This window comes from Cupriavidus sp. DL-D2 (assembly GCF_039710735.1).
GTDB lineage: Bacteria > Pseudomonadota > Gammaproteobacteria > Burkholderiales > Burkholderiaceae > Cupriavidus.
In genome coordinates this window covers 50,699-62,918 of sequence record NZ_JBDKXK010000011.1, presented here as the reverse complement: position 1 = coordinate 62,918, position 12,220 = coordinate 50,699, and the positions used below count along the sequence as shown (strand labels likewise).

Annotated in this window: 10 protein-coding genes and 1 pseudogene; 7 read left to right on the top strand and 4 right to left on the bottom strand. The window is 62.4% G+C overall.

The features are described from left to right. Positions 1–16: 16 nt before the first annotated feature. Positions 17–193: pseudogene (locus ABDB81_RS08030) on the top strand (DoxX family membrane protein); the annotation flags it as partial. A gap of 23 nt (positions 194–216) precedes the next feature. Here the strand turns inward: ABDB81_RS08030 and ABDB81_RS08025 are convergent. Both ABDB81_RS08025 and ABDB81_RS08020 read right to left on the bottom strand, forming a co-directional pair. Further along, positions 217–1,722 carry a tyrosine-type recombinase/integrase gene (locus ABDB81_RS08025; protein ID WP_004635319.1) on the bottom strand — a complete coding sequence of 502 codons (1,506 nt, stop codon included), beginning with the start codon at positions 1,720–1,722 and terminating at the stop codon, positions 217–219. Beyond that, positions 1,719–2,657: a DNA-binding protein gene (locus tag ABDB81_RS08020; RefSeq protein WP_004635320.1), complete on the bottom strand. Its 939-nt coding sequence runs from the start codon at positions 2,655–2,657 to the stop codon at positions 1,719–1,721. The genes ABDB81_RS08025 and ABDB81_RS08020 overlap by 4 nt, the downstream gene beginning before the upstream one ends. 598 nt (positions 2,658–3,255) lie before the next feature. Here ABDB81_RS08020 and ABDB81_RS08015 point away from each other — a divergent pair. Further along, positions 3,256–3,432 carry a hypothetical protein gene (locus ABDB81_RS08015; RefSeq protein WP_004635326.1) on the top strand — a complete coding sequence of 59 codons (177 nt, stop codon included), beginning with the start codon at positions 3,256–3,258 and terminating at the stop codon, positions 3,430–3,432. Between the two features lie 87 nt (positions 3,433–3,519). Here the strand turns inward: ABDB81_RS08015 and ABDB81_RS08010 are convergent, their stop codons facing one another. Both ABDB81_RS08010 and ABDB81_RS08005 read right to left on the bottom strand, forming a co-directional pair. Next, positions 3,520–3,927 (bottom strand): hypothetical protein, encoded by a 408-nt coding sequence (locus ABDB81_RS08010; protein WP_004635327.1) that lies wholly within the window; start codon positions 3,925–3,927, stop codon positions 3,520–3,522. Positions 3,928–4,034: 107 nt separating this feature from the next. After that, entirely contained in the window at positions 4,035–4,493 is a 459-nt protein-coding gene (locus ABDB81_RS08005) for an MgtC/SapB family protein (protein WP_004635330.1), read from the bottom strand. 249 nt (positions 4,494–4,742) lie between these two features. On the opposite strand from ABDB81_RS08005, the gene czcN reads away from it, so the two are divergent. From czcN to czcA, 5 genes are all read left to right on the top strand, one after another. Further along, positions 4,743–5,393 (top strand): heavy metal efflux RND transporter CzcN, encoded by a 651-nt coding sequence (czcN, locus tag ABDB81_RS08000; RefSeq protein ID WP_020206397.1) that lies wholly within the window; start codon positions 4,743–4,745, stop codon positions 5,391–5,393. 314 nt (positions 5,394–5,707) lie between these two features. Further along, a complete protein-coding gene (gene czcI / locus ABDB81_RS07995; RefSeq protein WP_137924345.1) occupies positions 5,708–6,055 on the top strand; it encodes a CDF family cobalt-zinc-cadmium transporter CzcI in 348 nt (115 codons plus the stop codon). A gap of 75 nt (positions 6,056–6,130) precedes the next feature. Next, positions 6,131–7,387, top strand: a complete 1,257-nt coding sequence (gene czcC / locus ABDB81_RS07990; RefSeq protein WP_024570390.1) for a heavy metal efflux RND transporter CzcC — start codon at positions 6,131–6,133, stop codon at positions 7,385–7,387. A gap of 17 nt (positions 7,388–7,404) precedes the next feature. Then, positions 7,405–8,967, top strand: a complete 1,563-nt coding sequence (gene czcB / locus ABDB81_RS07985; RefSeq protein WP_004635340.1) for a heavy metal efflux RND transporter CzcB — start codon at positions 7,405–7,407, stop codon at positions 8,965–8,967. Between the two features lie 16 nt (positions 8,968–8,983). Next, on the top strand, positions 8,984–12,175 hold the full coding sequence (czcA, locus tag ABDB81_RS07980; protein WP_004635342.1) for a heavy metal efflux RND transporter CzcA: 3,192 nt from the start codon (positions 8,984–8,986) through the stop codon (positions 12,173–12,175). Positions 12,176–12,220: the final 45 nt, after the last annotated feature.

The window sequence follows — 12,220 nt, the reverse complement described above, 5'->3', positions numbered from 1 at the left end:
TGAGAAAAAGCCAACCTTCTGGAACTCGGCGATCGCCAAGCTGGCCAATTGGAATGCCGCCCTCGACCTGTTCCGCGAGGACTACCGGGTGCCGCTGGTGCCCTCGGAGTCTGCGGCCTGCCTGGCGGTGTCAATCGAGCTGACCGCCCCAGCTTTGCTGTTGCTGGGACTGGCGACCCGCGCCGTGGCGATGCGACAAGGCAACGCGCGCTGTCGCTACGGCCCATCATCCGCAAACGTGGCATCGACAAAGGCCCGCAACTGCGTCAGGTCGGTCCTGGCATAGGCCGCCGTGGTCTGCACCGAGGCGTGGCCGAGCAGCGCCTGGGCGGCCGGCAGCGGCACCTGGTGGTCGACCACCAGTGTGCGCGCATAGGCATGGCGCAGCCAGTGCGGGGAGGCCGCGCGCAGTAAGAGCGCCTGCGCCGGCTCGCGCGCCTGCAGACCATCGGCCACGGCCGCAAAGATCGCCTTGACCTCCCGGTACAGGCCTGCCGACTGTAGCGCTTCGCCCTTGTTGCCGTGGATTACAGGCAGCGCCTCGTGCGCCGGCGGCTCGGACGGCAGGCCGCGTGCTTGTCGGTAGGCGCGCAATACCGTCACGCACGGCACCGGCAGCGGAATGGCCCGTGCCTTGCGCCCCTTGCCGCAGACATAGAGCGTCCACCGCCCGGGCGCCTCGGCCTCCAGGCGGGGCAGTGCGATCTCTGTCGACCAGGCCAGTTCCGCCAGGCGCACGCCGGCGTAACGATACAGCGCCCAAATCGCGCGCCGCCGCTGCGCCGCCAGCGTGTTGGTCGTGTTGGCGGCGGCAAACTCCGGCGCCTCAAGCCAGGCATCGCACGCGGCCAGCAGCGCTGGCGGGATCAGCCGCGTCGGCGCGAAGCCGGCCCGGGTGCGGCTGCCGGCGGACAGGCCCGCGGCCGGATTGGCATGCAAGTAGCCGGTGTCGTACCAGTAGCCGTAGAGGCTTGCCACCACCGCCAGCGCGCGCGTGCGGGTCGCTTCTGACAAGGGCGGCGCGGCGTCCTCCCTGCCGGTCTCCCCGTGCTGCAGCGCGTGCCGGTAGCCGAGCAACCGCTGGCGCGTGAGGTCCGAGAGCGGCCCAAGCTCGTGCGCGCCGCACCAGCGCATCAGGCGGCGCAGTTCGGCGCCATAGGCGCGCAACGTGTGGGGCGAGCGCCCGGTTCGGTCGCGCAGGAAGAGCGCCAGCGCCTGTGCATCGTCGGCGGCGCCGAGCGTGTTGGCCGCCGCGTGCGGCTGGGCGAAGCGGCCGGCGCGCGTGAGCCACGCGTGGTCAGCAGGGCCGTAAGCGGCCAGCCACGGGTTCGCCGCGACAGCTCCCCTCGCTTCCGCGGCGGTCGGCACCGTTGCTTCGCTCGCTAAGGCGGCGGTGGACCGGATGCGGCGCCGGTGCGTGTGCAGCAGCCGCGCGAGGACCGTCTCCGGGCGGGGCGCCAGATCCGCCGTCACCGTGCGCAGGCGCCCGCGCTCCCAGTATTCGACTGCCCCATCGTGCGCCAGCAGCAGCTTGAGCACGGTCGGCTGCGCGGCCTTGGCGTCGGCCAGCGAGCCATAGCGGCGCTTGACGCGCGCCAGCGTCCAGTGCGCGTAGACCGGGTGCCCGAGTGCCTCCGCCAGGTAGGCGAGGGCCGCCGCGACGGTGGCCGGCAGTGGGCGCGGCGGCACCGCGCCCGTATCGATCCAGTCGGCCGGCTTCATGACTGGGCGGTCCGCTTGGCGGCCGCCTTGCCCGTCGATCTGGGCACGCGCGTCTTGGCCGCTGGTGGCGCCGCGGCCAGGGTCGCACGCAGCAGCTCGTCGAGCTGGGCGCGCTGGCTGGCGGTGACGGCCTTGAGTGCGCTCGCCTCGCCCGCGGCGGTCTGGCGCGCGGCCCGCTCGCTGGCCAGGTCGGCGTCGAGTCGTGCGCGCTCGTCTTCCAGCGCGGCGATGCGCCGCTCGGCGAATTTGAGTTGGGAGGCCAGTTGCGCGCGCTCGGCCCGCACCGCGTCGCGCTGGTGCGCGGTTTCCTGCAGGAGCTGCTTCGACAGCGCCTCGTAGCGCGCCTGGGTGGTGGCGATCGCCTCGGTGTGGGTGCGCTCGCCCGCCGTGGCGCGCTCCTGGGCGGTCGCCAGCGCCGCCTCGAGCTCGCCCCGGCGTGCGGCTTGCTCATCGGCGCGCGCGCACGCCGCCGCCTGGGCGGCGCACGCTACGGCCAGCGCGGTGTCGCGCGCGGCGAGCTGGCCGCGCACCTCGCTCAGTTCGGCCCGCAGCAGCTCGACCCGCAGTTCGGCCTCGGCGCGGGCGGCCTCGGCGGTGTCGGCTGTGGCTTGCGCCTCGCGCTTCAGGCGCACCACGTCGTCGAGCTGCACCGCGACCGCGGCCTGCCACAGCGCGCGCATCGCTTCGGCGATCTCGACCGGAATCTCGGGCAGGGCGAGGTCGGCCAGGCCCGAGCGCACCACCTCGGCCTCGATCGCGTTGAGCGTACGCGACAGCGTTGCAGGGTCACCGCCGCCCAGGCGGTCACGCAGCTTGCGCACCGACACCACGCGGCGAAAGCGTGCGGCCGTGGGCGGCGCCGCGTCGCCGGCCTCGGTGAGCATGGCCAGCACGGTGGCGCGGATCTGGTCGGGGGTGGCGGCGAGGCGGGGCATGGCAGTTTCCGGAGGCGCATTTCAGCCTATCTTACGCACATACCTAACGTTAGAAAAGCCATTTATGTGTTGCTTGGGAAAACCAAAGACGGATAAATCTAGTTATCTTGCGGAAACAATGGCTTCCAGCCACAGGGCGCGCTTGGCCGCGCGGCGGGGGCGGTCAACGTTCCAAAACCAAGGGGAAAAGGACCAGTCAGCAAGTGACTGATTTGACTAGGGTTTTAGGGTGGGCATCACCCTGGAACCCGCATGGCTGCTACGGGTGGCTACCCCGGTAAATTGCGGCGAAATCAAGGGGACCCCTGATCCAGACATTCGTCTATTCGCTGGCCTGGCCGCATATCCAGTGGGCGGCGATGCTGGTGGTGCGGCTGCGCCCGGGTGCGGGTAACTAGTCGCTGGACGAACTGTAGGGGGCGAGCACTAACCGTCTCGCGCGGCGGCTTGCGAACCATAGGTCGGCCCGCGGCCGGAAAAATGCTTGACCTTCCCTGCCGTGGGAACGTCCATATTAACCATGGGGGACAGAAGCCCCTGCGGCGTGGCAGGACCAAGTCGGCAGAGAGCATCGGATTTTCCGCCGGAGGTTAGTCAAATGGGCGTTCCGGGGCGCACGTTGTATGAAGAGGTCTTTGCGGTGTTCGAAAGGGCATGCCAGGAAAGCGATTTCGAGCTGGCCGAGGACCTCCTGCTCGCCCTAGAAGCGATGGATCGCCGGCAGGAAGCTCATCGGCAACTCGACCGCGCCTACCTGCTGCTAGCCGATCTCTGAGAACGGGAGTCCCCCGACTTTGGTTTCTACCTGCTTGCCATCGGCTGGCCAATGCCCCTGGGGACAGCAGTGGTCCTCTTCCATGCCTTAGCGTGCAATATTTTCCGTTTTCTGAAGTGACCCCTTCTTTACGGAGTCCCGCGTATACCAGTCGTTCTTCTCGACAACCGGCTCTTTGCGATAGTGCCGCATGACCCGAAGAAAGCACTCGAGAGGCTGTTCTTCTTTCGTAACCATCGGGCCTAACGTCGTCGGAGACAATTGCACGTTCCGGCTAATTCGAGAAACATCGTCTATTTTGCAGAAAGCGGCCGCTAACCGATCGAGCGGGGGAGTATCCGAAGGTCTTGCGAGCGCCGAGGCAATTTCTTCCATGTGCGCCGGGCTGCAAGGAAACTCATGTCGATCGGACAGTGCGCTCACTTTGGCTTGCAGAGCCGGGTTCGTGCCCTCGTGAAGGTACGCAAACAGGTTGTAATCCAGGTAAATTCTCATGCGATGGAGTTTGCGTATTGTTAAGCGCGCTCATACGTTTGGGAAATGCTGGCCGAACCTGAAGTTGGCGCATTCGCGCTGCACGTGGCTTGGGAGCAGTGGGAGTCTTACTTCTTCGACATTTGAAGGATTCTGAGCACGATGAGTGCGAAGGCAGTCGCGACGATGGCCGTCACCGCATGGCCCATGCCGGCGGCCACGCCGATCGCGGCAGCAATCCAGATGCTCGCGGCAGTTGTGAGCCCCCTGACGTGTGTCTCATTGTCCGGCTTCAGGATCGCCCCTGCACAAAGGAATCCGATGCCTGACGTGAGACCCTGAAGCACGCGGCTCATGTCGGCAAGCTGCACGCCCGCCTGGAGGGGAACCACGACAAAAACGCATGCCCCCAGCGCGACGAGCATGTGAGTGCGCACGCCTGCGGATTTTCCCGAGCTCTCCCGCTCGTACCCCAGCAAGCCCCCCAAAACGATAGAGACGGTCATTCGAACGACGGCACGTACTGCCTCGGCAGCATTAGCGAGATCGGAGAATTCCGAGCTCAATGTGCGGATGATGTCGTTCATTGCGGAGCGTCTCTGGGTGTGTCCTGAAAATGGCCAAGACAGTCTATGTCGCAGAAGATGACTGTCAGATTGCCGAGCTATGACACAACCGGATTCGCTGGCCCGGGGGCAAGATTAACAACGTATTACATTTCGGCAATAAAGCCTGACAACGGAAGGGCAACCTTAGAATGCCGGCCATTAGTGCTCGTTTTCGCGCCAGTGTGTCCACTCGAAGTGCGCGACATTCTCCTCCAGCCCCCGAACCGCATGACCGATTCTTCAATCTCCCCGTCCCAACCCGCTGGTCTCTCGAGGGCGCTGGACAATTTCCTGACACGCCACCGCATCGGCGTTTGGCGTGTTGTCGTAACGTTTGTCCTGGCAAGTCTGGTCTTTGGCCATTCTCGCTGGGACGGTACCTGGGTGTCGCCGCTGCTGCTGACGCTGGGGATGTTGGGGGTGAGCCTGGCCACGGTCGGGCGGCTCTGGTGCGCGTTGTACATTTCCGGGCGCAAGAACAATACCTTGGTGACCTCGGGTCCATATTCACTGTGTCGCCATCCGCTCTATGTCTGCAACTTGCTAGGCATTATCGGACTAGGGGCGATGACCGAGTCGCTGGCGGTTACCGCAGTCCTGGCGCTCGCATTTGCGCTGATGTACCCGGCTGTCATCCGGACGGAAGACCGCTTTCTGGCTTCCGCCTTCCCGGAATTCGCCGAATACGCACGCCGTACACCAGCGTTCTTTCCCCGTCTGTCGCTGTATAGGGGGGAGTCGACATGGACGGTCCATGTGTCTTCCTTTCAACGCAATATTGCGGACTCGGTCTGGTTTCTCGGCCTGTCGGTGGTCGTGGAGTCGTTTGATTTGTTCCATGACGCCGGCGTCCTCCGGGCGGTCGTGACGCTTGCCTGATGCGGGCAACTCCGCATACACGTACAGCCATGCACTACGCTCACGTCTCCGATTCTGTTGTCGAGAGCATGCTCGTGATGCTGGTCGGCCTGATCGTCCTGTATGTGGGGTTCGCTGTCTATTTGCGGTGGAAGCATGGGCCCGCCCCCAAGCGTAAGACTGATGAGGGGCGAAAGCGGCACCCCAAAACGAGCAGGCGAAAGCGATAATCGTAATCTGCTCTTAATGCTGGTGATCGAGGATTCATGTAAACTTCGGCGACGGCCCAGCCGTTAGTACTTTAACCCCAAGCCCCCCGCACAGTCTCCCAAGGAATGCGACGTTTCGTTCTGATCTTCGTGCTGCTCATTTTGCCGTTCCAGTTTTCCTGGGCGGCAGCGGCACGCTATTGTCAGCACGAGAAAGCCACGGCCACTTGGCACCTTGGGCACCACGAGCATCGTCATCAGCAGCCGGAAGGTAAAACGGATGCCGAGAAAAAGCCATTCGTGGATACAGACTGCGGGGTATGCCATCTGGTCTCCCTCCCGTTCGTCTATGGACAGACGCAGGACGTGTTGATAGCGAATCGGGTAGAAGTGACCGATACTCAACATGCGTCCGAGTTCTCGTCTCTGAATGCCAGGGCTCCCGACCGTCCTCAGTGGCAGCGTCTCGCTTGATCGGCGAGACGACGACTCTTTTTCTCCTTTCGTCTCTCGCCGAATTCTCCTGGTCACATACCTTGGTGCAATTCGATGCGAAGACTATTTCTGCCGCTCGGGCTGGCGGTAGCATTTCTCAGCCCAAACTTTGCCGTAGCGCAATCTGACACCGGCACGTCCATGGTGCCCGTCTTCCCAAGGGAAGCGGCGGGACCGTTGACCCTCGAGGCCGCGTTGTCGCTGGCGGCAGGAAGCAATTTCAACCTGTCCGCCGCCGCCAAGGAACTCGATTCCACAGAAGGTGGGATCATGCAGGCCCGGGTTATTCCGAACCCGGAACTCCAGACGCTGGTCGAGGACACGCGGAAATCCACCCGTACATCCACCGCCCAGATGAATATCCCCATCGAACTGGGCGGCAAGCGCTCGGCTCGTATCAATGCCGCGGAAAGGACGCGCGAACTGGCGCAGGCAACGCTGGCTGGCGTTCGCGGTGACATTCGGGCGCAGGTAATCGAGAGCTTTTTTTCCGTCTTGATCGCACAGGAACGCGTCAAGCTGGCAACTGGCTCCGCGGATATCGCTGCGAGGGGCGCGCAAGCCGCTTCACGCCGCGTCGCGGCCGGCAAGATCTCCCCGGTTGACGAAACTAAGGCACGTGTCGAACAGGCCAACGCCGAACTTGAATTGGCCGAAGCAACGGCGAGCCTGCAGTCCGCCCGTCAGGCGTTGACGGCGTTGTGGGGCAATGCATCGCCGCAGTTTGCCGAAGCACAGGGCAATCTGGACGCGCTGCCATCCAGGCCGGCGCCTGAACTCCTTCAGAAGGAGCTGGAAAACTCACCGCTGGTGGCCGCAAGCCGCGCTGAACTTGACCGCCGCCAGGCATTGGTGGGCGTTGAGCGCAGCCGCCAGTATCCGGATCTGACAGTCAGTCTGGGTGCCAAGCGAGATACAGAAGCCAACCGCAACATGGCGGTGATCGGTGTGGCGATCCCGTTGCCGATTTTTGACCGGAATCAGGGCAACTTGTATTCGGCCATTCGCCAGGCGGACAAGGCCCAGGATGAATATCTGGCCAATCGCATCAGCCTGACCCGAAATCTCCTGATGGCATCGAACCAGCTGTCGGTATCGCGCGCCTCGGCACAAACGCTGAAGCAGACCGTCTTGCCAGGCGCCGAGCAAGCCTTCAACGCGGCGACCATTGGCTTCGAGGCCGGCAAGTTCAATTATCTGGACGTCCTGGATGCCCAGCGCACGCTGTTCCAGGCACGCATCCGCTATCTCGGCGTGCTTGGACAAACCTATCAGGCGGCGACCACGATCGATCGCATTCTGGGACGTTAAGACGGGATTCATAAAACATGGCTATTTCGAACAAACAAAAGGCTGCCATTGCGGCCATCGTACTGGTGGGCGGCGTCGCGACTGGTGGCGTTCTGCTGAGCGGGCGCTCTGCGCCGGAAGAGCAGGGTGGGCACTCGGAATCCAAGGGGCATGGCGACACCGAGCACCATGGCAAGCAGGCGGCGGAAGCCGACCACAAGGATGACAAGTCACACGGCGACGGCGAGCATCACGAGGTCAAGAAGGGCCCCAATGGTGGCGCGCTCTTTTCGCGTGATGGCTATGACGTCGAAATTGGCACGGCCGAATCCAAGGGCGAGGCCCGTATTCGGCTCTGGGTTAGCAAGTCTGGGAAGGCGGTGGCAAATGGCGTGGCAGCGACAGGCCAGCTCGTGCGGGCTACGGGCGAGTCTCAAGCGCTCAAGTTCGTGGTGTCTGGCGACGCGCTGGAAAGCCAACAGCCAGTTGCCGAGCCCCATGTCTTTGACGTGACCGCAAATGTGACCTTGCCCGGTTCGTCTTCGCCACTCGCCGTGCGGCTCTCGAAAGAGGAAGGCAAGATTGAGTTGACAGCGGACCAGCTGGCCAAGACAGGGGTAGTGGTTCAAACCGCGGGCTCGGCAAAGGTCCAGGCTGGCGTCCAGTTCCCCGGCGAAATCCGTTTCAACGAAGACAAGACAGCCCACGTGGTGCCGCGACTGGCTGGCGTCGTAGAGAGCGTTCCGGCCAATATTGGGCAACAGGTTAAGAAGGGACAGGTTCTCGCGGTCATCGCGAGCACCGGACTTTCTGACCAGCGCAGCGAACTGCTCGCAGCACAGAAACGTCTGGATCTGGCGCGTGTCACTTATGACCGCGAGAAGAAGCTCTGGGAACAGAAGATCTCTGCGGAGCAAGATTATCTGAGCGCCCGCAACGCGCTGCAGGAAGCGCAGATCAGTGTCCAGAACGCGCAGCAGAAGCTGACCGCCATTGGCGCCAGCAACAGCTCGACGGCACTCAATCGCTACGAGCTGCGCGCACCGTTCGACGGCATGATCGTTGAAAAGCATATCTCGCTTGGGGAAGCGGTGGCGGACAACGCCAACGTGTTCACGCTGTCGGATCTGTCGTCCGTCTGGGCCGAGTTCGTGGTGTCTGCCAAGGATGTCGAGCGGGTGCGCATCGGCGAAAAGGCGTCGATCAATTCGGCATCGTCCGATGTGAAGGCAGATGGCACCGTTTCATACGTGGGTTCGCTGCTGGGCGAGCAGACGCGGACGGCGAAGGCCCGCGTAACATTGACCAATCCACAGATGGCTTGGCGACCGGGTCTCTTCGTCACGGTCGACGTATTCGGTGCTGATGTCGAGGTGCCCGTTGCGGTGAAGACCGAGGCCGTCCAGGACGTCAATGGCGAGAGCGTAGTCTTTGTCGCGGTTCAAGGTGGATTCGTGCCGCAGCCGGTGAAGGTCGGCCGGACAAACGGCAAGGTCATCGAGATTGTCGAGGGCCTGAAGCCGGGCGCACGTTACGCCGCCGCCAACAGTTTTGTTCTGAAGGCCGAACTTGGCAAATCCAGCGCCGAACACGGCCATTGATACGGGGGAAACAGCAATGTTTGAACGTATCATTAGTTTCGCCATCCAGCAGCGATGGCTGGTCCTGCTCGCCGTGTTTGGAATGGCCGGGTTAGGGATTTTCAGCTACAACCGACTACCGATCGACGCGGTCCCTGACATTACCAACGTTCAGGTTCAGGTCAATACCTCGGCACCAGGCTATTCACCGCTCGAAACCGAACAGCGTGTTACGTATCCGATCGAGGTCGTGATGGCCGGCCTGCCGGGACTCGAACAGACGCGTTCCCTGTCCCGCTATGGCTTGTCGCAGGTGACGGTCATCTTCAAGGATGGCACGGACGTCTATTTCGCGCGCCAACTCGTCAACCAGCGCATCCAGGAAGCCAAGGACAATCTGCCTGAAGGCGTTGTGCCGGCGATGGGGCCTATTTCGACCGGCCTCGGGGAGATCTATCTATGGACCGTTGAAGCCGAAGAGGGTGCTCGCAAAGCTGACGGGACTGCCTATACGCCGACAGATTTGCGCGAAATCCAGGATTGGGTGGTACGGCCGCAACTGCGTAACGTGCCCGGTGTCACCGAGATCAATACTATCGGTGGTTTCAACAAGCAGTACCTGGTCGCGCCGAGTCTTGAACGGCTAGCGTCGTACGGGCTGACGCTGACCGACGTCGTCAATGCGCTGAACAAGAACAACGACAACGTGGGTGCGGGCTACATCGAGCGTAGGGGCGAGCAGTATCTGGTTCGTGCGCCGGGTCAGGTTGCGTCCGAAGACGACATCCGCAACATTATTGTCGGTACAGCGCAGGGGCAGCCGATCCGCATTCGCGACATCGGGGATGTGGAGATTGGCAAGGAACTGCGTACCGGTGCGGCAACCGAGAATGGCAAGGAAGTTGTGCTGGGCACGGTATTCATGCTCATCGGCGAAAACAGCCGGGCTGTGTCAAAAGCGGTCGATGAAAAGGTCGCTTCCATTAACCGTACGATGCCGGAAGGTGTGAAGATCGTAACGGTATACGACCGGACACGTCTGGTCGACAAGGCCATTGCGACCGTCAAGAAGAACCTTCTTGAAGGCGCGGTGCTCGTCATCGTAATTCTGTTCCTTTTCCTGGGTAACATCCGCGCGGCGCTGATTACCGCGACGATCATTCCGCTGGCGATGTTGTTCACCTTCACGGGGATGGTGAACTACAAGATCAGTGCGAACCTGATGAGCTTGGGCGCGCTCGACTTCGGCATCATCATCGATGGCGCGGTGGTGATTGTCGAAAACTGTGTGAGGCGACTGGCGCATGCGCAGGAACACCATGGCCGGCCATTGACGCGCTCCGAGCGGTTCCATGAGGTGTTTGCCGCAGCGAAGGAGGCGCGTCGCCCACTGATCTTCGGTCAGCTCATCATTATGATCGTCTACCTGCCGATCTTTGCGCTGACGGGGGTGGAAGGCAAGATGTTCCACCCGATGGCGTTCACGGTCGTCCTGGCGCTGCTGGGCGCGATGATTCTGTCCGTGACGTTCGTTCCGGCTGCGGTCGCCTTGTTCATCGGCGAACGGGTGGCCGAGAAAGAAAATCGTCTCATGCTCTGGGCGAAGCGTCGCTACGAGCCGCTGCTGGAAAAGTCGCTCGCGAACACGGCCGTTGTATTGACGTTTGCCGCGGTGTCAATTGTTCTGTGCGTGGCCATTGCGGCCCGCCTGGGCAGCGAGTTCATCCCCAATCTGAACGAAGGCGACATTGCCATCCAGGCGCTGCGCATTCCTGGCACGAGCCTGTCGCAGTCCGTGGAGATGCAGAAGACGATCGAGACGACCCTCAAGGCAAAATTCCCCGAAATCGAGCGCGTGTTTGCGCGGACAGGTACGGCGGAGATTGCATCCGATCCGATGCCGCCGAATATTTCGGATGGCTACATCATGCTCAAGCCTGAGAAGGATTGGCCAGAGCCGAAGAAAACACATGCCGAACTGCTGTCCGCCATCCAGGAGGAAGCCGGCAAGATCCCCGGGAACAACTACGAGTTCTCCCAACCGATCCAGCTGCGGTTCAACGAGCTGATCTCCGGGGTCCGCTCGGACGTCGCAGTCAAGATCTTCGGCGATGACAACAACGTGCTCAGCGAGACGGCGAAGAAGGTATCGGCCGTGCTGCAGGGCATCCCCGGCGCGCAGGAGGTGAAGGTAGAACAGACCACCGGCTTGCCGATGCTGACGGTCAAGATCGATCGGGAGAAGGCGGCGCGATACGGGCTTAACATGAGCGACGTGCAAGACGCGGTGGCAACGGGCGTCGGAGGCCGTGATTCCGGAACCTTCTTCCAGGGCGATCGTCGTTTCGATATCGTGGTCCGCCTGCCCGAAGCTGTGCGCGGCGAGGTCGAGGCTCTGCGCCGATTGCCGATTCCGTTGCCAAAAGGAGTGGACGCGAGAACGACGTTTATCCCATTGAGCGAGGTGGCGACGCTGGAAATGGCGCCCGGCCCGAACCAGATCTCGCGCGAGAACGGCAAGCGCCGCATCGTGATCAGTGCCAACGTTCGTGGACGTGATATTGGTTCATTCGTGCCCGAGGCGGAAGCGGCTATCCAAAGCCAGGTCAAGATCCCGGCTGGCTACTGGATGACATGGGGTGGCACCTTTGAGCAACTGCAGTCCGCCACCACCCGCCTGCAGGTGGTAGTGCCGGTGGCGCTGTTGCTGGTCTTCGTACTGTTGTTTGCGATGTTCAACAACATCAAGGATGGCTTGCTAGTCTTCACGGGCATTCCCTTTGCGCTGACTGGCGGGATTCTTGCCCTGTGGATACGCGGCATTCCGATGTCCATTACTGCAGCGGTGGGCTTCATCGCGCTGTGCGGGGTGGCGGTGCTCAATGGTCTGGTGATGCTGTCGTTTATCCGATCGCTGCGCGAAGAAGGGCATTCCCTCGACAGCGCGGTCCGAGTTGGCGCCCTGACGCGACTGCGTCCGGTGCTGATGACGGCCCTGGTGGCATCCCTGGGTTTCGTGCCGATGGCCATCGCCACCGGTACGGGCGCTGAGGTGCAACGTCCCCTCGCAACGGTGGTAATCGGTGGCATCTTGTCGTCCACGGCGCTGACCCTACTGGTGTTGCCGGTGCTCTATCGACTTGCTCACCGCAAGGATGAGGACGCGGAAGATACTCGCGAGCCAGTCACTCAGACGCATCAACCGGATCAAGGCCGCCAGCCTGCATGACGTAAATCCTTGGGCGGTCATCGTACCGCCCAATTTTTATAGGAG